Here is a 21,024-nt window from a genome sequence, read left to right on the forward strand (position 1 = left end):
GAAATGCCGGGCGCACGTGACGATATCCGGGCTTTTCTCAACCGGCGTCCTGCCCAGAATTCTCAGGACTGCGTGCTGGTGGAAGTCACCGACGTCAAAGGCTCCGCGCCCCGCAATGCGGGGGCGTGGATGCTGGTGGCCCGCGACAGGATCTTCCGGACCATCGGCGGCGGTCAGCTTGAATATATGGCGATCGATCATGCCCGAAAAATTCTGGCAGGCGGCAAGGACACGCCCATGGACGTACCACTTGGCCCGGAAATCGGCCAGTGCTGCGGCGGAAGGGTGGGTCTGAGCTTCAAACGGGTCAATCGCGGGCTCACCGACGAGCTTGTCGGCAAGGTGGATGCCGAAATAGCAACGCGTCCGCATGTGTATATCTTCGGTGCGGGCCATGTCGGCAATGCGCTGGCCCATGCGCTTTCGCTCACCCCCGTTCGGGTCGTTCTGGTGGATACGCGGGAGGCGGAACTGATGGCCTGCGATGTGCCGGGGGTCGAAACCTGTCTTTCGGCCATGCCCGAGCAGGTGGTGCGTTCCGCGCCGCCGGGCAGCGCTTTTATCATCCTCACCCATGACCATGCGCTGGATTTCCTGATCGCCGCCGAAGCATTGCAGCGGCGCGATGCGGTCTATGTCGGCATGATCGGCTCGAAGACCAAGAAGGCCACTTTCAAAAATTGGTTGAAACGCGAGGTCGCAGACGAAGATTTATTTGAAAATCTTGTCTGTCCGGTCGGCGGAGCCGTCGTGAAGGATAAAAGACCGGAAGTGATCGCGGCGCTGGCCGCAGCCGAAGTCCTGACGGCGGTTCTGGCATCTGCCCGCGTATCGCAGCCCGCCTGATCCGGCAGGCTTTCTTATGGCGTTCCCGTCACGGCAAAGAAGTATAGAGCGGTTTGAGCCGCCCTATGCCAAAGCCTCGCGGATCAGCCGCTGGCACCGTTCCGTCATGAAATCGATGATCAGGCGCACCTTGGGGTCCTGAAAGCGCTTGTGCGGATAGATCGCAGCAAGCTGGATCGGCGCCGGTGGCGTGCTTTCGAGGATGGGAACCAGCCGCCCGTCGCGGATATATTCCTTCACTTCAAACAGCGGCTTGTTGATGATGCCGCGCCCGCCGAGCGCCCATTGCGTTAGCACATCGCCATCGTCCGAGTCGTAAGGCCCGGTAACTTCAAACTTGCGCAACCCTTCCGCGGTTTGCAGCGACCAATAATATTCCTTCGAGCCCGGAAAACGCAGCAGAAGACAATCATGCTTGTCGCCAAGCAGTTCGTCCGGTGACTGCGGAACCCCGTGTTTCTCAAGATATGCGGGTGCGGCGCAGATCACGCGCTCGCAATTCATGATGCCGCGCATGCGCAGGTTGGAATTTTCAAGAACACCGAGCTTGAATGCGACGTCCACCCCTTCGCTCATGATGTCGACTTCATGATCGGACAGGCGAAGCCGAACTTCGATATCCGGATATTTGTCGTGAAACTCCGGAATGCCGGATGCAATCAGCCGTCTGCCGAAACCGAGCGGGGCGGTAATGCGAATCGATCCTTTCGGATTTTTCGCCAGTTCCGCCACGGCCGCTTCCGCTTCATCCACAGCTTCGAGGATTTTCAACGCCCCGTCATAGAATACGCGGCCATGTTCGGTCGGCGTGAGCTTGCGCGTCGTCCGGTTGAAGAGCCTCACTCCCAGATGCTTCTCCAACTCCTTGATTCGATTGCTTGCAACTGCGGGCGATGCGCGCTGGTCGCGCCCCGCCGCGGATAGATTTCCCAATTCGACAACGCGCACAAAAACGCGCAGATTATCAAGATATGACATACGTCCCCTCCACGATTGTCTAGATTTTTTTGAAAGTGCTGGTCGTGATGTGACGTTCCCTGAACCTGATTCCTTTGGCACATAATGCAACAACGAACAATGGGCTAAGAATTGGCCCACGAAATGGGCTAAGAAATGGGAGTCCCTGATGTATGATTTCGCCGTAGCCTGGGACTGGCTGGGCTTCGCAGCGCGGTGGCTGCACGTGATTACCGCGATTGCGTGGATCGGCTCGTCCTTTTACTTCATTGCGCTCGATCTGGGCTTGCGCCAGCGTCCCGGCTTGCCGGAAGGTGCGCATGGTGAGGAATGGCAGGTCCATGGCGGTGGTTTCTACCACATCCAGAAATATCTGGTCGCACCCGCGCAAATGCCGGAACACCTGACCTGGTTCAAATGGGAATCCTATGCCACATGGCTGTCGGGTTTCACCCTGCTCTGCATCGTCTACTATGCCGGCGCTGATCTTTACCTGATCGATCCGAATGTCCTCGATGTTTCGCGCCCTGTCGCCATCGGCATTTCGATCGCCTCGCTGGCCTTTGGCTGGATCGCCTACAACACGATCTGCAAGCTCATGCTCGGCAAGAGCGACACGCTTTTGATGGTGCTTCTCTATGTCATCCTCGTGCTGGTGGCGTGGGGTTATACGCACCTGTTCACCGGACGCGCAGCCTTCCTGCATCTGGGTGCCTTCACCGCGACGATCATGTCCGCCAACGTGTTCATGATCATCATTCCGAACCAGAAGATCGTGGTGGCCGATCTGATCGCTGGCCGCAAGCCGGACCCTAAATACGGCAAGATCGCCAAGCAGCGTTCCACGCATAACAACTATCTGACGCTGCCGGTTCTGTTCCTGATGCTGTCGAACCACTATCCGCTGGCATTCGGGACCGAGTTCAACTGGATTATTGCCTCGCTCGTGTTCCTGATGGGCGTCACGATCCGCCACTGGTTCAACACGCAGCACGCCCGCAAGGGCAGCCCGACCTGGACCTGGCTCGTCACGGTCATCCTGTTCATCGTCATCATCTGGCTCTCGACGGTGCCGAAGGTTCTGACCGGAGAACCGGAAGAACAGAAGGTCTCGGCCTTGCAGCAGTCTTTCATCTCGGACCCGCACTTTGGAAAAGTGCGGGATACCGTTCTGGGGCGCTGCGCCATGTGCCACGCCAAGGAGCCGGGTTGGGAAGGCATTACTGCGCCGCCGAAGGGCGTCGTACTGGAAACCGACCGGGACATTGCCGCACATGCGCGTGAAATCTATTTGCAGGCAGGCCGCTCTCATGCCATGCCGCCCGCCAATGTGACCGGCGTGAGCGCTGAAGAGCGCCAGCTTCTTGCCTCCTGGTATCAGTCCGCCACGCAAGGCCAGAAATAAGGACCAATTTGATGACCAAGCTTCTGATCCGCGGCCGCGTGCTGACCTTTCGTGACGAGCCGCAAAGCCTCGATGACAACGCCGCATACCGCTATATCGAAGACGGCGCCGTTCTGATTCAAGATGGCCGCATCCTGCGTCTTGGAGATTATGCTGAAGTAAGTAGCGAGGCAGGCAGCGACGTAAAAGTCGCCGACCATCGCCCGCACCTGATTCTCCCCGGCTTCATCGATACGCATATCCATTATCCGCAGACACAGGTCGTCGCTTCCTATGCAGCCAATCTGCTGGAATGGCTCAACACCTATACGTTCGTGGCCGAGCAGAAATTTGCCGACGAGCAGCATGCCGAATTTATCGCGGAGCGCTTTCTTGACGAGCTGATCCGCCACGGCACCACCACGGCGGTTGCCTATTGCTCGGTGCATCCGCAGAGCGTCGATGCTTATTTCCGCGCCTCGCAGCATCGCAATATGCGCATGCTGGGCGGCAAGGTCATGATGGACCGCAACGCGCCGCCCGCACTTTGCGATACGGCACAGTCCGGCTATGACGATACGAAGGCGCTGATCGCGCGCTGGCAGGGCAAGGGCCGCCTCGATTATGTAATTACGCCGCGTTTTGCGATCACTTCCACGCCGGAACAGCTTGAGGCAAGCCAGGCACTCGCCCGTGAACACCCCGATCTCTTCATCCAGACGCATTTGTCGGAAAACCACGACGAGATCACCTTCACCAAGTCGCTCTACCCGGATGCGCCGGATTACCTCGGCATTTACGAGCATTACGGCCTTCTGGGAAACAAGACCCTGCTTGGCCATTCCATCCATCTGGAAGAACGCGAAGTGCGCGTCATGGCGGAAACCGGTTCGATTGCCGTCTTCTGCCCGACATCAAACCTGTTCCTTGGCTCTGGTCTTTTCGACCGTGATCGCTTGAAAGCATCGGGCGTGCGTATGTCGGTGGCGACCGATGTCGGCGGCGGTACGAGTTTCTCCATGCTGCGCACCATGGATGAGGGCTACAAGGTCCTGCAATTGCGCGAACAGCGCCTGAACCCGTTCCAGTCCTTCTACATGATGACGCTCGGCAATGCCCGTGCGCTCTCCATGGACGACCGGATCGGTACGCTCGACGAGGGAACGGAAGCCGATATCGTCGTGCTGGATTCATCCGCCACATCACCGATGCGGCTGCGCATGGCCGCGGGCGCGACGCTAGAACAGGAACTCTTCCTGTTGCAGACGCTGGGCGATGACCGCGCTGTCGTTGAAACCTATGTGGCCGGGAAGCCGCTCAAGGCTGAGCTCGCCTGATAATCAATCCTTGGAGGAGGATAACCCGTGGCGGAGCGATCCGCTGCGGGTTTTTTGTTAAAACTCTTCCGGACGTTTGCCGCCCATGGCGCGGGTCAGCTCATCGGCGGTGGAGCGGATCAGCGGCCCGAATTCCTCCAGCTTCTTTTTCGGTAGGCGCACGGCAGGGCCGGAAACGGAAATGCCGGCAATCGCCTCGCCATATTCATTGAAAATGGGGGCAGCGATGCAGCACATGCCGAGCGTATGCTCTTCATCGTCGATTGACCAGCCGCGCGTCCGGGTGGCCTGAATGTCTTTCAACAGTGCAGGCAGGCTGTCGAGCGTGCGCTGCGTGAAATGTTCCAGCGTGCGCCCTGAAAGCGCGTGCGCGATTTCCTTGTCCGACCAGGTGGACAATATGGCCTTGCCGATGCCGGATGCGTGGATCGGTCCGCGCCGTCCGGGCCGGAAAAAGGCGCGCATCGGCGCATGGCTTTCGATCTGCGAGATAAACACCACATCGCCGCCATCCTCGACGCCGATATTGGCGGTCTCGCCGCTTGTTTCCATCAAGGTCTTGAGATAGGGCCGGGCCAGAATGCCGAGCTTGCGGAACCGGCGAAAGGCATTGCCGATTTCAAAAGCCTTGACGCCGATGGTCCAGTCGCCGCTTTCCAGATCGTGGGAGACCATTCCATGATTTGCCAGCGACGACAGAAGCCGGTGCACCGTGGAAGGGGCCATGCCGCTTTCCTCGGCGAGATCGGTCAATGTCGAGCCGTCATTTTCGGCAATCAGTGCCAAAAGCTTGAGGCTTCGGTCCAGAACCTGCACGGACGAAGGCGCGGCGTTTTCCGCCGCCTTGCGGCCTCGCTTTACCTTTGCCTGTTCCATCGATTGTCTCCGAATCCCGCCTGAACCCACGCATTACCACTATCGCATCCGTCGCGGATCGAAAAGATACGGGCGGATTATCTCCTTTCCGTTGAAAATCTTTATTTCCATATAATGATATGCATTTCCATTTTTTGATAATAGCATTGGTAAATGGATTAGAGTTCCATAGGAGGGAGCCGTCATGGCCAGAATGCGTGCAGTCGATGCAGCCGTGCTTGTGCTGGAAAGAGAAGGGATCAATTGTGCCTTCGGTGTACCGGGCGCAGCGATCAATCCGTTTTATTCGGCGATGAAGGCGCGCGGCTCGATCCGCCACATACTGGCGCGTCATGTCGAAGGCGCTTCGCACATGGCCGAAGGCTACACCCGCGCCAAGCATGGCAATATTGGCTTGTGCATCGGCACCTCCGGCCCCGCCGGAACGGATATGATTACGGGTCTTTATTCGGCTTCCGCCGACTCGATCCCGATCCTCTGCATCACCGGGCAGGCCCCGCGCGCGCGTCTCGACAAGGAAGACTTTCAGGCGGTCGATATCGCCAAGATCGCGGCCCCGGTCACCAAGTGGGCGGTCACGGTCATGGAACCGGCATTGGTGCCTTATGTTTTCCAGAAGGCGTTCCACATCATGAAGTCGGGCCGTCCCGGTCCGGTCCTGATCGACCTGCCGATTGATGTGCAGCTTGCCGAAATCGAATTCGACATCGACACCTATCAGCCGATGGAAGCCTACAAGCCTGCTGCCACGCGGGCGCAGGCTGAAAAGGCGCTCGCCATGCTGAACGAGGCGGAGCGTCCGCTGATCGTCGCGGGCGGCGGCATCATCAATGCCGATGCATCCGATCTTCTGGTCGAATTCGCTGAGATCACCGGCATTCCGGTCATCCCGACCCTGATGGGCTGGGGCGTCATCCCTGACGATCACCGCCTGATGGCTGGCATGTGCGGCCTCCAGACCTCGCACCGCTATGGCAATGCCAATCTGCTGGCCTCCGATGTCGTGATCGGCATCGGCAACCGTTGGGCGAACCGTCATACGGGCAATGTCGACACCTACCGGAAGGACCGCAAGTTCATCCATATCGACATCGAGCCGACGCAGATCGGCCGTGTCTTCGCGCCGGATTTCGGCATCGTCTCGGATGCGGGCAAGGCGCTGAAGCTGCTGCTCGATGTTGCCACCGAATGGAAGTCGGCAGGCAAGCTGCGCGACTGGTCGGGCTGGGCGAAGGAATGCCAGGAGCGCAAGCGCACCATGCTGCGCAAGACACATTTCGACCAGACGCCGCTGAAGCCGCAGCGTGTCTATGAAGAGATGAACAAGGCGTTCGGCCGCGATACCTGCTATGTGACGACCATCGGCCTCAGCCAGATTGCGGGCGCGCAGTTCCTGCATGTCTATCGTCCGCGCAACTGGATCAATTGCGGTCAGGCCGGTCCGCTTGGCTGGACGCTGCCTGCGGCGCTCGGTGTGCGTGCCGCCGATCCTGATCGCCCGATCGTGGCGCTTTCCGGCGACTATGATTTCCAGTTCCTGATCGAGGAACTGGCGGTCGGCGCACAGCACAAGCTGCCCTACATCCATGTGGTCGTGAACAATTCCTATCTCGGTCTCATCCGGCAGGCGCAGCGCGGCTTCAACATGGATTTCGAAGTGAGTCTCGCCTTCGACAACATCAATGCCGATGGCGATGCCGAAAAGGGTTACGGCGTCGATCATGTGGCGGTCGCGGAAGGTCTCGGCTGCAAGGCGATTCGGGTCCGCAGCCCCAACCAGTTCGCCGAAAGTTTTGAACAGGCAAAAGCGCTGATGGCGGAGTATCAGGTGCCGGTTGTTCTGGAATTCATCCTCGAACGCGTTACCAATATTTCCATGGGTGTCGACATCGATCAGGTTGTCGAATTCGAGGAACTGGCCGAACGCGGCGAAGATGCGCCGACTGCGATTGCGGCATTGTTGGACTAACGTGAAGCCGATCTACTCCTTCGTTTCTCCCTCATCCTGAGGTGCGGAGCGTAGCGAAGCCTCGAAGGACGAGGGCAGGCGCGGTGCATTTTCCCTCGCCCTTCGAGACGCCTCCCCCTCGACAAGCTCGGGAGGCTCCTCAGGATGAGGGAAAAGAACAACGTTGAAGGCGATTCTAGGAAAACTGCGAAACGACTTTTTCCAGAATTGCGCAAATAGAGAATTACAAGGAGGCGGAAATGCCGAGATTTGCAGCCAATCTCACCATGCTTTTCAACGAAGTGCCTTTCATGGACCGCTTCGCATTGGCAGCGAAGGCCGGGTTCACCGGGGTGGAATATCTCTTCCCCTATGAGTTCAACCGGCACGAGTTGAAAGCAGCACTTGCAAAACACAACCTGGCGCAGGTCCTGCACAATCTGCCCGCAGGCAATTGGGCGGGCGGCGAGCGCGGCATTGCGGTTCTGCCGGATCGTGTCGATGATTTCCGGCGCGGCGTGGCCGATGCCATCGATTACGCTACGACGCTCAACTGTTCGCAGGTCAACTGCCTTTCCGGCATTGCCCCGCAGGGCGTGGACCCGGATGTGCTGCGCGCCACTTTCGTCAGCAACCTGCGTCTGGCCGCAAAGGAGCTGGGGAAGCATGGCATTCGCCTGCTGATCGAGCCGATCAACCACTACGACATTCCGGGCTTCTATCTCAACACGGTGGAGCAGGCGGTTTCGATCATCGATGAAGTGGGCAGCAACAACCTGTTCATCCAGTATGACCTTTACCACCAGCAGCGCACACGCGGCGAGCTTGTCGCCACTTACGAACGCTACAAGCCGTTGATCGCCCATATCCAGCTTGCCGACAATCCGGGCCGCAACGAGCCGGGTACCGGCGAGATCAATTATCCGAACGTGTTCGAAGCGCTGAAAAACGCCGGATACAAGGGCTGGATCGGCTGCGAATACAAGCCAAAGACCACCACCGAGGAAGGTCTCAGCTGGTTCAAACACCATGAAGCCGAACGGCTGACTGCATAATTTTGATTAGGGAGTAAACGACATGGCCAAGATAGGCTTCATCGGACTGGGGATCATGGGCACGCCGATGGCGCGCCATTTGCAGGATGCCGGACATCAGATCTTCACTTCGCGGTTCAATCCTCCGCCGCGTCAGGAACTGATCGATAACGGTCTGCAAATTGTGGAGACGCCGAAGGCCGTTGCCGAGGAATGCGACACGGTTATTCTCATGCTTCCCGATACGCCGCAGGTGGCCGAAGTCATCTTCGGTGAGGGCGGCGCCATTGGCGGTCTTGGCCAGGGCAAGCTGCTCATCGACATGAGCTCGATTTCGCCCATCGAAACGAAGGAATTTGCAAAAAAAGTCCGCGCCACCGGTGCGGAATATATCGATGCGCCGGTTTCGGGCGGTGAGGTCGGCGCGAAGAACGCAAGCCTCTCCATCATGGCGGGCGGTTCGCAGGAATCCTTCGACCGTGCGCTACCGCTCCTGAAGCTCATGGGCAAAAACATCACCCTCGTCGGCGATTGCGGCGACGGCCAGACCACCAAGGTTGCAAACCAGATCATCGTCGCACTCAATATTGAGGCGGTTGCCGAAGCGCTGGTTTTTGCTTCCAAGGCCGGTGCCGACCCGGCAAAGGTGCGCGAAGCGCTGATGGGCGGCTTTGCATCGTCCCGCATTCTGGAAGTCCATGGCGAACGCATGATCAAGCGTACTTTCGATCCGGGCTTCCGCATTTCGCTGCACCAGAAGGACTTGAACCTCGCGCTGCAAGGCGCAAAGGCGCTCGGCGTTTCGCTGCCGAACACGGCCACGGCACAGGAACTGTTCAATTCCTGCGCGGCGCATGGCGATGACGGTCTCGACCATTCGGGTCTGGTGCGTGCGCTGGAGAGGATGGCGAACCACGACGTAGCCTGACGTCCCAGGCGAACTCTCTGGAGGGAGAGGGCGGAGCTGGCTGCTTGGAGGAGGTGGCCGGCTCCATTGATTTTAGATCTCGGGCGGGGAATAGTGCCGCCGTTAACACGCCAGCATCGGGAAACTCATGTCTGCCATCACCGATCCCAAGAAGTTTCTGACCAGCCTGTTCGATGCTGCGGTTGCGGCTGCCGATCCTGAACTGGTGATCCGCGCCAATCTTCCGGCCAAGCCGAAAGGGCGCACGATCGTCATCGGCGCGGGCAAGGGATCGGCGCAGATGGCGGCCGCTTTCGAGCGGGCGTGGGCCGAAAAATATGACGCTCCATTGGAGGGCGTGGTGGTGACACGTTATGGCTATGGCGCGCCCTGCGAACGCATCGAGATCATCGAGGCGGCGCATCCGGTTCCCGATGAGGCGGGGCTTCAGGCCACGAAGCGGCTGTTCGACGCCGTGTCGAATCTGACCGAAGATGACCTCGTGGTGGCGCTCATCTCCGGTGGCGGGTCCGCCCTTTTGCCGTCGCCCCCTGACGGGCTGACGCTGGACGACGAAATCACCGTCAACAAGGCATTGCTTGCCTCCGGCGCGCCGATTTCGGCAATGAATGCTGTTCGCAAGCACCTGTCCACCATCAAGGGCGGCAGGCTCGCCGCCGCCGCGCATCCGGCAACGGTGTTCTCGCTCGTTGTCTCGGATATTCCGGGCGACAATCCCGCCTTCGTGGCTTCCGGCCCCACCGTTCCGGACTCCACCAGCCGCGACGAGGCTTTGAAAATCATCGAACGCTACCGGCTCGAATTGCCAGAGGCAGCACTTGCCCATATCAGGAGCGAAGCCGCCCACGCGCCGAAGCCGGATGACAAGGTTTTCGCCCGAAACGAGGTACGCGTGATTGCATCCGCCGCCGTTTCGCTGGAAGCGGCGGTGAAGGAAGCTGCGCGTCACGGCGTCGAAGCGGTGATCCTGTCCGATGCGATGGAAGGTGAGGCGCGGGAAGTGGCGCATGTTCATGCGGCGATTGCCCGCGAAGTGGCTGACCGTGACCGCCCGTTCAAGAAACCCGTGGTCATTCTGTCGGGCGGCGAAACCACCGTCACCATTCGTGGGAAAGGTGGCAAGGGCGGACGCAACAGCGAGTTCCTGCTGTCCTTCGCCCTCGATATCGATGGCTATGACAATATCCACGCGCTTGCCGCCGACACGGATGGCATTGACGGCTCGGAAGACAATGCCGGAGCCTTTGCCGATGGTTCCACGGTTTCGCGCCTGCAAAAAGCGGGCGAGGACGGCGCGGCGCGTCTTGCCAAAAACGATGCATGGACGGCATTCGACGCCATCGGCGATCTGTTCGTGCCGGGGCCAACCGGCACGAATGTCAATGATTTGCGCGCTATTTTGATAACGGACTAGTTTCGTCGTCGAGCAGGATGCGGTTTGCCGCGCCGTCGAGATCCTCATACTGGCCGTTTTTCAACGACCAGAGAAAGGCGACAAGACCGAGCAGGCCCAGAAACAGCGCAATGGGAATGAGAAAGATAAGTCCGCTCATTTGTGCGCTTCCTTGATGGCGGCAACAGGCGCGATGGCTTTCTGCGTCTGTTGCTTTTGTTTTCCGGCCCGCAACCGCAATGCGTTGCTGACGACCACGATGGACGACAGCGACATGGAAAGCGCTGCCACCAGCGGGGTGACATAGCCGAAAATCGCAATCGGCACGGCGATGATATTATAGCCGATGGAAAGCGCAAAATTCTGGCTGATGAGCTTGCCCGCTTCCTTCGATACGGCAAAGGCGAGCGGCACTGCCGACAGGCTTTCGCGCAGGAAGACGAAATCGGCTGCATTGCGGCCAATGTCGGCTGCGGTTGCAGGGGCCATGGAAACATGGGCCGCGACGAGCGCGGGCGCATCGTTGAGGCCGTCGCCGACCATCAGCACCTTGCTTCCTTCCGCCGACAGTTTCTGCACCAGTTCCGACTTGTCGGCGGGCAGCACTTCGGCCTTGAAATTGTCGACGCCGAGATAACCTGCAAGCCTCTCGACGGCAGGCCGCTTGTCACCGGAAATGATGCGAAGCTTCAGCCCGCTGCGCTTGAGTGTGGCAATGGCTCCGGCAGCGTCTTCGCGCGGCTGATCCTCAAAGCGGAAGGTCTGGACCAGCTTGCCATCAATGGAAAGACAGGTCTCGGGGCCGTCGGCATGGGGCAGGGCGGCGCTGTTATCTGCCCAGTCACGCTTGCCCAGCCGATAGACGGCACCGTTCAGCTCGGCTTCGATACCGGCGCCCGGCACTTCCTCGATACGGGTGAAGGCGGTCATCGGCTTTGCGCCGGAGAACAGCGCCAGCGCTCGCGATAGGGGATGGCGCGAATAAAGCGACAGTTCGGCGGCGATTTCCAGAGTGTGGGGATTGATGGCATCGGCATCGATCAGCCGCGGCTGACCGAGCGTCAACGTGCCGGTCTTGTCGAAAATGGCGGTGTCGACTTCGGCCATCCGCTCCATGGCGGAGCCGTCCTTGATCATGATGCCGTTTTCAAACAGGCGGCGCGCCGCAACCACCTGAACGATCGGCACTGCAAGGGCAAGCGCACAGGGACAGGTGATGATGAGGGTGCAGATCGCGATATAGATTGAGCGATACCAGTCGCCGCCGGTGTAGAACATCCAGCCGACAAAGGCCGCGAAAGCGATGGTATGGACCATCGGCACATAGAGTTCGGAAGCGCGGTCGGCAAGGCGACGGTAGTAGGCGCGCCCGCCTTCCGCCACATCCATCAGCCGCACCATTTCAGCGAGGAAGGAATCCTTTGCTTCCGCCGTCGCGCGAATGACGAGCGGCGTGGAAAGGTTGAGTGTACCGGCGCGAATATCCGAGCCGGGGCCGACCGGAACCGCATCGCTTTCACCCGATGCAATGGCGCAATCGAGTTCCGAACGGCCTTCTTCCACCTTGGCATCGACCGGAACCCGCTCGCCAGCCGCAAGGATGATGCGCATTCCGGGCCGGATTTCGTTGACCGGCAGGTAATTGCGTTCGTCATTTTCGCCGATCACCACCGCGCCGCGCGAGCCCAGTTGCGCCAGACTGCGCACGGCGGAACGGGCGCGGGCGCGCATCATGTAGTCGAGCGTGCGGCCGATCAGCAGGAAGAACAGCAACGTCACCGATGCATCGAAGTAGGCGTGCTGGCCGTGATGCAGGGTTTCATAAACGCTCATGCCGAAGGCAAGCGTGATGGCGAGCGCAATCGGCACATCCATGTTGACGCGCCGCGTGCGCAGCGCATTCCACGCGGAAACATAGAAGATGCGGCCCGAATAGATCAGTGTCGGCAGGGCGATAAGGCCGGAAATCCAGTGGAACATGTCGCGGGTCGCGGCATCCGCGCCCGACCAGACCGCAACGGACAAGAGCATCACATTGCTGGAAGCGAAGGCCGCGACGCCAAGCGCGATCAGAAGCCGCGTGAAGGTCGGGTCTTTCTCCTGCGCCATGTCGAAGATATGCGCTTCGTAACCCAGCCTGCGCAACGGATCGACCACATCGGGCGGCGTTTCGCCATCCTTCCAGCGCACGGTAACGCGGCGCGCCGTCAGGTTGACGCGGACATAGGCAACGCCCGAAATCTTGCCGAGCGTCTCCTCGATATTCTTGATGCACAACCCGCAGTGAACGCCGGGAACCGACAGGTCGAGCTGGCGCAGACCATCGCCGAGCGCACGGCTTGCGACCTGCATTTCATCTGTCGAAACGGCCTGAATGACGGTCGCAGCTCGCGCATTCTCGACGCAGCAGCTCATAGTATCCTCCCATCCTTCACCAGAACGCGGATGATATGGCGATAAGGGTCTTCAAGACCGGCATCGGCATTCACTTCCATGATCCACGCGCCTTCGCCAAGTTCCAGCGGCGCGGTCAGCACGCCGGGCTCGCGAACGCTGAGCGCGGCCTTGGTATCGTGCTCATCACCGACCGGGCGTTTGAATTCCACGGTGCCGCCGGTCATGGCGACCGCCTTTCCTTCATGGTCCGCAAGCCGCCAGGTAAAGACGCCGTTTTCATAAGAAGGCTTCGATTGCCAGTTGAGCGCGGCCTGTTCCTTGCCGGTTTCAGCCTTCTCATTGAATTCCTGGCTGGCGACATAGGTGTTCTGCACGACCAGCCCGCTCCAGCTACGGATGGCATTGTAGGCCATGGTCAGGTTGACGGCGATGATGACACCGAAGAAGGCAACCATGATGCCCAGCATGTGCCAGCCGGTAAACGTGCCTGCGGTTTTCGACTTGATCGACATTATCTGCCCTCCGGCGCTATGAAAGTTGCCTTGTAGCGTGCATGTTCCGCGCCGCCCGCGTCCCGCACTTCGATTTCATAGTCGTGGCGATGTTCGGTAATCGCATCATGCGGCATGGTGACGAACACGCGCAATGTCTTCAGACGGTCCGGCTCCACCGGCACGTTGTAATTGCCGTCAGCATCCGCCGTTTCATCCTGAACGGTCAGCGTTGCCCCCGGCAGTCCTTCGATGGAAAGACGGAAGGTGCGCGGCGTCGGGATCATGTTGAGCAGCTTGACCGTATAGCCGTTGCGGATCGATCCGTCCGACAGAAGCACATATTGCGGATTGCGGTCATGCAGCACGTTGATGCCGATACGCTGGCGCGTCGACAGCGAGATGACGAGCGTCAGGCCGATCAGCGCCCATATGGCGAAGTAGAACATGCTGCGCGGGCGCAGCACCTTCCTCCACGACAGGTTCTGCACCTTGTCCGAAAAGCTGTTCGGCGCCTTGTAGACCCGGGCGGGATCAATGGGCGCCGTGCCGTTATTGGTCGCCAGCGCCATGTTTGCATTGTAATCGGCAAGCGTTGCATAGGAGATGAGGCCGCGCGGCTTGTCGATCTTGTCCATCACCGTATTGCAGGCGTCGATGCACAGCGCGCAGGTGATGCATTCAAGCTGCTGGCCGTCGCGAATGTCGATACCCATCGGGCAGGCGGCGACACAGGCATTGCAATCCACGCAATCGCCGACGGTTTCGCCAGCGGCAATCGCCTTCTTAGAATGGCGCGAGCGCGGCTCGCCGCGCCAGTCATTATAGGTGACGGTCAGCGAATTTTCATCCAGCATCGCGGCCTGAATGCGCGGCCACGGGCACATATAGGTGCAGACCTGCTCGCGCATCAGCCCGCCGAAAACATAGGTGGTGGCGGTGAGGATGGCGACAGTGAAATAGGCGACGGGCGCTGCCTGCCCGGTCACGAAATCCATGAGCAGTTGCGGGGCGTCGGCGAAATAGAAAATCCATGCGCCGCCTGTCAGCACGCCGATCAGCAACCAGATGAAGTGTTTCGTCACGCGCTTCCAGAGCTTGTCGAAGGACCATGGCGCCTTGTCGAGCTTCATGCGCGCATTGCGGTCACCTTCGATGGCGCGCTCGACGACGAGATAAAGATCGACCCAGACGGTTTGCGGGCAGGTATAGCCGCACCAGGCGCGGCCCGCGACGGAGGTTATGAGAAACAGGCCAAGGCCCGCCATGATGAGCAGGCCGGCGACGTAGTAGAATTCCTGCGGCCAGATTTCGATGAAGAAGAAATAGAAGCGGCGATTGGCAAGATCGATCAGCACCGCCTGATCCGGCGCATAGGGGCCGCGATCCCAGGGCAGCCATGGCGTCAGATAGTAGATGCCGAGCGTAATGAGCATGACAATCCACTTGAAGCGCCGGAACTCGCCCTGAACGCGCTTCGGAAACACTTTCACCCGCGCAGCGTAGAGCGACTGCCGGGTCTTGGGGGAATTGACTGCCTGAACGTCAATGCGTTCGACATCGTCTGACATTTTTCGCTCCTTTGGAGCAGGGCAGTAAGGCAATAGGGCAGTATGTGATGGCCGCGATCAATACAGTCCCAAATTCCTTATTTTCCCTACTGCCTTACTGCCCTATTGCCTTACTGCCCTGTAGTCAGGCTTCGCAGCCTGACTACTCGCCACCGCCCAACGAATGGACGAAGATGGCAAGCTGCTTGACGGTCGCTTCGCCAAGGCGCGTTTCCCATGCGGGCATGACGCCATGCTTGGGATGCGAGACCTGACGCACGATGGCGTCCTCGCCGGAGCCGTAGAACCAGATGGCATCCGTCAGGTTCGGTGCGCCGAACTCGCGCAGGCCCTTGGCGTCCGCGCCGTGGCAGACAGAGCAGTTCTCTGCGAAAACTTTCTGTCCTTCCGGCACCATGTCGGGATTGTGCGGCGTGCCCGACAGGCTCACCACATAGGCGGCGACATCGCGGATCTGCTGCGGTTCCAGCATATCGGCAAAGACCGGCATTTCGGAAATTCGGGTGTCTGCATCGTCCGTCGAGCGCACGCCGTGACGGATCGTCGTCAGGATGTCGTCGATGGAACCGCCCCACAGCCAGTCATCGTCGTTGAGGTTCGGATATCCGGGCGCACCTTGCGCGCCGGAGCCGTGGCATTGCACGCAATTGACGCGGAAGGCAGCAGCGCCACCGGCAATCGCATATTGGCGCAGGTTTTCATCCGCCAGAATCTCGTGCACGTCCTTGGCCTTGATCTGGTCGATGATGCCCTGCCGCTCGCTGTCGATCCGCGCGGTTTCCTCCCAGAAAGCGCCGCGGCTGGACCAGCCGAGCATTCCGCCGGTGGAACTGGAAATCAGCGGCCAGGCCGGATAGGCGATCACATAGGCAAGCGCCCAGAAGATGGTCGCGTAGAATGTCCACAGCCACCAGCGGGGCATCGGATTGTCGAGTTCCTTGATGCCGTCCCATTCGTGGCCGGTGGTCGCGACGCCGGTTACTTCGTCGATTTGCTTGTCAGTCATTTGCGTCATCCTTGAAAGGAATGTCCTTCGCGTGGTCGGCTAGCTGCTTGCTGCCCGGCCGGAAGGCGTAGAGAACGACGAAGAGAAAAAAGAGCGCCATGCCGAGCAGACCCCAGCTATCGGCGAAAGTGCGCATGGTATTGTAATCCATCGCTAAATCTCCGCTTTATCTCGCTTTGGGGGACTGGTCGTAGGTCGAGAAATCGACCAGCGTGCCGAGCATCTGGAGATAGGCGATGAGTGCGTCCATCTCCGAGATCATCTGCGGGTTGCCATCGAAATCACCGACCCTGGCCTTGGGATAGCGTGCCTCGACGCCGGACGTGTCAGCATCCGGCGTGGCCTGTGCCTTCAGATCGTCAAGCGCGTTGTCGATCATTTCCTGGCTGTAGGGCACGCCAACCGCCACATTGGCCTTCAGATTGGCCGCAATGTTGGAAGCCTCCAGCGGACGGTCCTTCAGGAAGGCATAGCTTGGCATGACCGATTCCGGCACCACGTCGCGCGGACGGACGAGATGCTGCACGTGCCACTCGTTCGAATAGCGGCCGCCGACGCGCGCGAGGTCGGGCCCCGTGCGCTTGGAGCCCCACTGGAAGGAATGATCGTACATGGATTCCGCCGCGAGGCTGTAATGGCCGTAGCGCTCCACCTCGTCACGGAAAGGACGGATCATCTGGCTGTGGCAGAGATAGCAGCCTTCACGCACGTAGACGTCGCGGCCCGCCAGTTCCAGCGGTGAATAGGGGCGCATGCCCTCCACCTTCTCGATGGTGTTTTCGAGATAGAAGAGCGGTGCGATTTCCACGATGCCGCCAACCGTAACCACGGCGAGCGATGCGATCAGCAGCAGCGTTGCGTTCTTCTCCAGCTTGGAGTGGTTCTTTAGTATCGACATAAATCACACGCTCCTTATTCGGCAGGCTGCATGGCTGCACCGGCTACAGTCCGGGTGCCGCCCATCGGGGCTTCGTTGCGCAGATTGCCGCGAATGGTCTGATAGACGTTCCAGGCCATCACGAAGCCGCCGGCGAGGTAGAGCACGCCGCCAAGCGTACGGATGACGTAGTATGGGAACATGGCGAGCACGGTTTCCGCGAAGGAATAGACGAGGAAGCCCTGATCGTCGTATTCGCGCCACATCAGGCCCTGCTGGATACCGGCGACCCACATAGCAGCCGCATAGAGAACGATGCCGAGCGTCGCCAGCCAGAAGTGCCAGTTGACCATGCGGATCGAATAGAGCCGCTGGCGGTTCCACAGCTTCGGCGCCAGATAGTAGACGGCGGCAAACGAGATCATGCCGTTCCAGCCAAGCGCCCCCGCATGAACGTGACCGATGGTCCAGTCCGTATAGTGCGAGAGCGAGTTGACGGCCTTGATCGACAGCATCGGGCCTTCAAATGTCGCCATGCCGTAGAAGGCGATGGCGGCAACCATCAGGCGGATGATCGGATCGGTGCGAACCTTGTCCCAAGCGCCCGAAAGCGTCATCAGGCCGTTGATCATGCCGCCCCACGACGGCATCCACAGCATGATGGAGAAGACCATGCCGAGCGTCTGCGCCCAGTCGGGAACGGCGGTGTAATGCAGATGGTGCGGACCGGCCCAGATATAGAGGAAGATGATCGACCAGAAGTGCACGATCGACAGGCGGTAGGAATAGATCGGGCGCTCTGCCTGCTTCGGCACGAAATAGTACATCATGGCCAGGAACGGCACGGTCAGGAAGAAGGCGACGGCGTTGTGGCCATACCACCACTGCGTCACCGCATCCTGCACGCCCGCGAAGGCTGAATAGCTCTTCACGCCGAGGAACGAGACCGGGATCGCCAGGTTGTTGACGATGTGCAGCATGGCAATGGTGATGATGAAGGACAGGTAGAACCAGTTCGCCACATAGATATGCGGCTCCTTGCGCTTCAGGATCGTGCCGAGGAAGACGACCAGATAGGCGACCCAGACAATGGTGAGCCAGATGTCGACATACCATTCCGGTTCTGCATATTCGCGGCTCTGCGTGATGCCGAGCAGGTAGCCGGTCGCGGCCATGACGATGAAGAGCTGGTAGCCCCAGAACACGAACCATGCGAGGTCGCCGCCGATGAGCCGGGCGCGGCAGGTGCGCTGCACGACATAGAAGGACGAGCAGATCAGCGCATTGCCGCCGAATGCGAAGATCACCGCAGAAGTGTGCAGCGGACGCAGGCGGCCGAAGTTCAGATAGGGTTCCAGATTGAGATCGGGAAAGGCGAGTTGCGCGGCGATGACCACACCGACCAGAAAGCCGACGACGCCCCAGAAAACCGTTGCGATCACGCCGTAGCGAATGGGCCCGTCCATATAGGTGGACGTATCGACCTTTTTCGGCGTCAGGCCGTAATCGGCATTCCGCATCAGAAGAATGGTGAAGATGGCCAGTGTAGCGAACAGAATCCACATGTGGGTTCTGAACAGCTCATCATGGGAAAATCCGGCCAGAAGCACGGCAAAAAGTGCTCCCAGACCGGACAGGACTGTTCCAGCGGCGTAGTTCATGAAATCCCCTCGCAGCGCATGACAAGAGCCGTCTCGGATGAGACAGCAATAGCGATAGGTTCGCTATCTGCGCTCGGGGTGCGCGTGTCATTGATCTAAATCAAAGAGCGGCGGAAAGAGCTGTGGCATGGCAAGGGCCGTCAGGTCTGCGCCTTCCGGCTGTCAGCCGACGGGGGTGCCGGGAATGACGAATTCCGCCCGAAGGCCGCCCTCGGGGCGGTTGTTCAGCCGCAATTCGCCACCCATCCGCTCCACCGCCATTTTCACGATGGGCAGTCCAAGGCCGCTGCCGGTCTCGTTGCGGTGCGTGCCGCGGAAGAAGCGTTCAGTCACATGCGGCATTTCGCCCTCGGGAATGCCGGGGCCGCCATCCTCCACGACAAGCCGCACCTTGCCGTTTTCCGTTTCGATGCGGCAATGCACGGTTTCGCCCATCGGCGAGTGATTGACGGCATTTTCAATCAGGTTGCGGGCAGCAAGCGTGAAGAAATGCGGGGAAGGCAGTTGCACCAGCGGCATGGTTTTCGGCAGTTCGATGGAAACGCCGCGCTGCGCCGCGAGCATTCGCATGTCTGTGGAAACCGCGACCAGAAGCTGGCACGCCGGTTCATATGCGGATGTTTCCATTTCTTCGCCGGTTTCGAGTGCTGCCAGATCAAGCAACTGGTTGACAAGGCGGCTGGTGCGGTCGACGCCCGCCGCGATCTGGCGCACCGCATTGGCGCGTATCGTTTCATCCTTTGCGCCCGCGGCAATCTGCGCCTGCGTCTTTAGCCCGGCAAGCGGCGTCTTCAATTCATGCGCCGCGAAGATCGCAAAGTTGCGCTCGCGCTCGCGCGCCTCCTCAACGCGATGGAAAAGCCCGTTCAGCGCGGTGACCGCAGGCGCAATTTCGCTCGGCAAATTCTGTTCGGGAAGCGGATGCAGGTCTTCTGCCCGCCGTTTGGAAAGCACCGACGCAAGGCGGCTCAGCGGATCGAGGCCCCGCCGCACGCACAGCCAGATCATGATCGCCAGAACGGGCAGCATCAACAAGGCTGGCAGCACGAGACCCGTCACGACATTCTGGACCAGCCTTTCGCGTACGCTGAGGCTATCGCCGACCATGACGCGCAGGCCGAGCTGGGTATTTTCCACCGCGAAAACACGCCAGCGGTCGCCCGCCACTTCTGTATCGGAAAAGCCGTTCGCGATATTGGTGAGCCGCACGCCCGGCGCGCTTTCGGAGCGTCCCACAAGCCTGCCGTCGAGCGCCCATATCTGGCAGAAAAGCTGCCGGTCGTAGATCGGAAAATCGGGGAGCGGTTTCAGCGAAAGCTGTCCGCCGTCGCCGTCCGGCCCCACCTCCACCCGATGCTCGCTCAGAAGCGAATTGACCATGCGCGCGGCTTCCATCAGGCGCGCATCAAGCACTTTTTCAAGTTGCGACTGGGTGCTGTTGTGTATCCATATCACGGCGAACAGCCAGACAAGGCACGTAACGCCGATGAGGATGCCGGTCAGGCGGCTGCGAATGGAATTCATGCCTTTGCTCCCGCCAGCCGGTAGCCGACCCCGCGCACGGTTTCGATATAGTCCGAACCGAGCTTCGCCCGCAGATGGTGGATATGCACTTCCACTGCATTGCTCTCCACTTCCTCCTGCCAGCCGTAAAGCGCCTCTTCCAGCGAGGATTTGGACAAGGTGGCGGCGGGCCGCTCCATCAGGGCGCGCAGGATGGAAAATTCGCGCCGGGTCAGCCGCACGGGTTCCCCATGGAAACGCACCGACATCTCCGCCGGGTCGAGCTCGACGCCGCGCCACTCCATGAGGGCACTGGCGCGTCCAGCACCCCGGCGCGCAACTGCGCGCACGCGGGCCGCAAGCTCGTGCAGATCGAAGGGCTTGCCGACATAATCGTCCGCACCGGCGTCAAGGCCCGCGATACGCTCGGGCACCTGATCGCGCGCGGTCAGCAGCAGAACCGGCGTCTCGTCGCGGCCGCGCCGCATGGATTTCAGAATATCGAGGCCCGATCCATCGGGCAGCATCAGGTCGAGCACCACGGCATTGTAATTCTGCGCGGCAAGGGCTGCCTCGGCATCGCCGCAACTGGAAACGGCATCCACGGTGAAACCGGCAAGCCCAAGCCCTACGGTCAGTCCGTCGAGAAGGATCGTGTCATCTTCCACCACGAGTATGCGCATGAATTCCTGTTTCTGCCTTTATTGGTGTTTAACCCCGCGTGGACTTTTCCCCGCGCCAGCTTAAGGCTGCCTTAAGGTGGCGGGCACATTCGCTTTTTGCAACATGATCCAATTTATCCGAATCGAATTATG

The 21,024-nt window shown here is 59.9% G+C and carries 19 protein-coding genes; 7 read left to right on the forward strand and 12 right to left on the reverse strand.

Translation table 11 applies throughout. From position 1 onward, the window contains the following. Window positions 1–3: 3 nt before the first annotated feature. On the forward strand, window positions 4–846 hold the full coding sequence (gene xdhC / locus F9K78_RS10595) for a xanthine dehydrogenase accessory protein XdhC (protein ID WP_121985605.1): 843 nt from the start codon (window positions 4–6) through the stop codon (window positions 844–846). Window positions 847–909: 63 nt separating this feature from the next. On the opposite strand, the gene F9K78_RS10600 is transcribed toward xdhC, so the two are convergent. Continuing rightward, on the reverse strand, window positions 910–1,824 hold the full coding sequence (locus F9K78_RS10600) for a LysR family transcriptional regulator (RefSeq protein WP_061345042.1): 915 nt from the start codon (window positions 1,822–1,824) through the stop codon (window positions 910–912). Between the two features lie 148 nt (window positions 1,825–1,972). On the opposite strand from F9K78_RS10600, the gene F9K78_RS10605 reads away from it, so the two are divergent. After that, entirely contained in the window at window positions 1,973–3,208 is a 1,236-nt protein-coding gene (locus F9K78_RS10605) for a urate hydroxylase PuuD (RefSeq protein ID WP_121985604.1), read from the forward strand. A gap of 11 nt (window positions 3,209–3,219) precedes the next feature. Continuing rightward, window positions 3,220–4,524, forward strand: coding sequence for a guanine deaminase (guaD, locus tag F9K78_RS10610; protein ID WP_122066572.1), 1,305 nt, complete (start codon window positions 3,220–3,222; stop codon window positions 4,522–4,524). 57 nt (window positions 4,525–4,581) lie between these two features. On the opposite strand, the gene F9K78_RS10615 is transcribed toward guaD, so the two are convergent. Next, complete coding sequence (locus F9K78_RS10615; RefSeq protein ID WP_121985602.1) at window positions 4,582–5,400, reverse strand: IclR family transcriptional regulator; 819 nt, start codon at window positions 5,398–5,400, stop codon at window positions 4,582–4,584. Window positions 5,401–5,584: 184 nt separating this feature from the next. Between F9K78_RS10615 and gcl the strand changes: the two genes are divergently transcribed. The 4 genes from gcl (at window position 5,585) to F9K78_RS10635 (ending at window position 10,724) form a co-directional block, all read left to right on the forward strand. After that, complete coding sequence (gene gcl, locus F9K78_RS10620) at window positions 5,585–7,369, forward strand: glyoxylate carboligase (protein ID WP_121985601.1); 1,785 nt, start codon at window positions 5,585–5,587, stop codon at window positions 7,367–7,369. Between the two features lie 239 nt (window positions 7,370–7,608). Next, complete coding sequence (hyi, locus tag F9K78_RS10625; protein ID WP_121980657.1) at window positions 7,609–8,403, forward strand: hydroxypyruvate isomerase; 795 nt, start codon at window positions 7,609–7,611, stop codon at window positions 8,401–8,403. A 22-nt stretch (window positions 8,404–8,425) separates the two neighbouring features. Beyond that, window positions 8,426–9,310: a 2-hydroxy-3-oxopropionate reductase gene (locus F9K78_RS10630; protein WP_121985600.1), complete on the forward strand. Its 885-nt coding sequence runs from the start codon at window positions 8,426–8,428 to the stop codon at window positions 9,308–9,310. 127 nt (window positions 9,311–9,437) lie between these two features. Beyond that, window positions 9,438–10,724 (forward strand): glycerate kinase type-2 family protein, encoded by a 1,287-nt coding sequence (locus tag F9K78_RS10635; protein WP_121985599.1) that lies wholly within the window; start codon window positions 9,438–9,440, stop codon window positions 10,722–10,724. On the opposite strand, the gene ccoS is transcribed toward F9K78_RS10635, so the two are convergent. The 10 genes from ccoS to F9K78_RS10685 all read right to left on the reverse strand — a co-directional run bounded on the left by ccoS (window position 10,705) and on the right by F9K78_RS10685 (window position 20,892). Further along, complete coding sequence (gene ccoS, locus F9K78_RS10640; RefSeq protein ID WP_021586199.1) at window positions 10,705–10,863, reverse strand: cbb3-type cytochrome oxidase assembly protein CcoS; 159 nt, start codon at window positions 10,861–10,863, stop codon at window positions 10,705–10,707. The two genes, F9K78_RS10635 and ccoS, sit on opposite strands and share 20 nt — an antisense overlap. Continuing rightward, window positions 10,860–13,118 carry a cation-translocating P-type ATPase gene (locus F9K78_RS10645; protein WP_121985598.1) on the reverse strand — a complete coding sequence of 753 codons (2,259 nt, stop codon included), beginning with the start codon at window positions 13,116–13,118 and terminating at the stop codon, window positions 10,860–10,862. Before F9K78_RS10645 ends, ccoS begins: the two co-directional genes overlap by 4 nt. Then, complete coding sequence (locus tag F9K78_RS10650) at window positions 13,115–13,612, reverse strand: FixH family protein (RefSeq protein ID WP_121985597.1); 498 nt, start codon at window positions 13,610–13,612, stop codon at window positions 13,115–13,117. Before F9K78_RS10650 ends, F9K78_RS10645 begins: the two co-directional genes overlap by 4 nt. Further along, window positions 13,612–15,162, reverse strand: a complete 1,551-nt coding sequence (gene ccoG, locus F9K78_RS10655; RefSeq protein WP_121985596.1) for a cytochrome c oxidase accessory protein CcoG — start codon at window positions 15,160–15,162, stop codon at window positions 13,612–13,614. Before ccoG ends, F9K78_RS10650 begins: the two co-directional genes overlap by 1 nt. Window positions 15,163–15,304: 142 nt before the next feature. After that, the gene (ccoP, locus tag F9K78_RS10660) at window positions 15,305–16,168 is read right to left on the reverse strand and encodes a cytochrome-c oxidase, cbb3-type subunit III (protein ID WP_121985595.1); all 864 of its coding nucleotides are present in this window, start codon (window positions 16,166–16,168) and stop codon (window positions 15,305–15,307) included. Then, window positions 16,161–16,319 (reverse strand): cbb3-type cytochrome c oxidase subunit 3, encoded by a 159-nt coding sequence (locus F9K78_RS10665; RefSeq protein ID WP_121980627.1) that lies wholly within the window; start codon window positions 16,317–16,319, stop codon window positions 16,161–16,163. Before F9K78_RS10665 ends, ccoP begins: the two co-directional genes overlap by 8 nt. Before the next feature lie 15 nt (window positions 16,320–16,334). After that, the gene (ccoO, locus tag F9K78_RS10670; RefSeq protein WP_121985594.1) at window positions 16,335–17,066 is read right to left on the reverse strand and encodes a cytochrome-c oxidase, cbb3-type subunit II; all 732 of its coding nucleotides are present in this window, start codon (window positions 17,064–17,066) and stop codon (window positions 16,335–16,337) included. 14 nt (window positions 17,067–17,080) lie between these two features. Beyond that, the gene (gene ccoN / locus F9K78_RS10675) at window positions 17,081–18,706 is read right to left on the reverse strand and encodes a cytochrome-c oxidase, cbb3-type subunit I (protein ID WP_121980625.1); all 1,626 of its coding nucleotides are present in this window, start codon (window positions 18,704–18,706) and stop codon (window positions 17,081–17,083) included. Between the two features lie 162 nt (window positions 18,707–18,868). Beyond that, window positions 18,869–20,230 carry an ATP-binding protein gene (locus F9K78_RS10680; RefSeq protein ID WP_121985593.1) on the reverse strand — a complete coding sequence of 454 codons (1,362 nt, stop codon included), beginning with the start codon at window positions 20,228–20,230 and terminating at the stop codon, window positions 18,869–18,871. After that, the gene (locus F9K78_RS10685) at window positions 20,227–20,892 is read right to left on the reverse strand and encodes a response regulator (RefSeq protein ID WP_121980623.1); all 666 of its coding nucleotides are present in this window, start codon (window positions 20,890–20,892) and stop codon (window positions 20,227–20,229) included. Before F9K78_RS10685 ends, F9K78_RS10680 begins: the two co-directional genes overlap by 4 nt. Window positions 20,893–21,024 lie beyond the last annotated feature (132 nt).

The organism is Brucella pseudintermedia, assembly GCF_008932435.1.
GTDB lineage: Bacteria > Pseudomonadota > Alphaproteobacteria > Rhizobiales > Rhizobiaceae > Brucella > Brucella pseudintermedia.

What these genes read in the sequence shown, in the direction of transcription:
- ccoG (WP_121985596.1), bottom strand. Translation starts at nt 15,162, where the DNA reads ATGTCAGACGATGTCGAACGCATTGACGTTCAGGCAGTCAATTCCCCC.
- F9K78_RS10645 (WP_121985598.1), bottom strand. Translation starts at nt 13,118, where the DNA reads ATGAGCTGCTGCGTCGAGAATGCGCGAGCTGCGACCGTCATTCAGGCC.
- F9K78_RS10600 (WP_061345042.1), bottom strand. Translation starts at nt 1,824, where the DNA reads ATGTCATATCTTGATAATCTGCGCGTTTTTGTGCGCGTTGTCGAATTG.
- F9K78_RS10605 (WP_121985604.1), top strand. Translation starts at nt 1,973, where the DNA reads ATGTATGATTTCGCCGTAGCCTGGGACTGGCTGGGCTTCGCAGCGCGG.
- F9K78_RS10650 (WP_121985597.1), bottom strand. Translation starts at nt 13,612, where the DNA reads ATGTCGATCAAGTCGAAAACCGCAGGCACGTTTACCGGCTGGCACATG.
- ccoP (WP_121985595.1), bottom strand. Translation starts at nt 16,168, where the DNA reads ATGACTGACAAGCAAATCGACGAAGTAACCGGCGTCGCGACCACCGGC.
- F9K78_RS10665 (WP_121980627.1), bottom strand. Translation starts at nt 16,319, where the DNA reads ATGGATTACAATACCATGCGCACTTTCGCCGATAGCTGGGGTCTGCTC.
- F9K78_RS10680 (WP_121985593.1), bottom strand. Translation starts at nt 20,230, where the DNA reads ATGAATTCCATTCGCAGCCGCCTGACCGGCATCCTCATCGGCGTTACG.
- xdhC (WP_121985605.1), top strand. Translation starts at nt 4, where the DNA reads ATGCCGGGCGCACGTGACGATATCCGGGCTTTTCTCAACCGGCGTCCT.
- F9K78_RS10630 (WP_121985600.1), top strand. Translation starts at nt 8,426, where the DNA reads ATGGCCAAGATAGGCTTCATCGGACTGGGGATCATGGGCACGCCGATG.
- ccoS (WP_021586199.1), bottom strand. Translation starts at nt 10,863, where the DNA reads ATGAGCGGACTTATCTTTCTCATTCCCATTGCGCTGTTTCTGGGCCTG.
- ccoO (WP_121985594.1), bottom strand. Translation starts at nt 17,066, where the DNA reads ATGTCGATACTAAAGAACCACTCCAAGCTGGAGAAGAACGCAACGCTG.
- F9K78_RS10685 (WP_121980623.1), bottom strand. Translation starts at nt 20,892, where the DNA reads ATGCGCATACTCGTGGTGGAAGATGACACGATCCTTCTCGACGGACTG.
- hyi (WP_121980657.1), top strand. Translation starts at nt 7,609, where the DNA reads ATGCCGAGATTTGCAGCCAATCTCACCATGCTTTTCAACGAAGTGCCT.
- gcl (WP_121985601.1), top strand. Translation starts at nt 5,585, where the DNA reads ATGGCCAGAATGCGTGCAGTCGATGCAGCCGTGCTTGTGCTGGAAAGA.
- F9K78_RS10635 (WP_121985599.1), top strand. Translation starts at nt 9,438, where the DNA reads ATGTCTGCCATCACCGATCCCAAGAAGTTTCTGACCAGCCTGTTCGAT.
- F9K78_RS10615 (WP_121985602.1), bottom strand. Translation starts at nt 5,400, where the DNA reads ATGGAACAGGCAAAGGTAAAGCGAGGCCGCAAGGCGGCGGAAAACGCC.
- ccoN (WP_121980625.1), bottom strand. Translation starts at nt 18,706, where the DNA reads ATGAACTACGCCGCTGGAACAGTCCTGTCCGGTCTGGGAGCACTTTTT.
- guaD (WP_122066572.1), top strand. Translation starts at nt 3,220, where the DNA reads ATGACCAAGCTTCTGATCCGCGGCCGCGTGCTGACCTTTCGTGACGAG.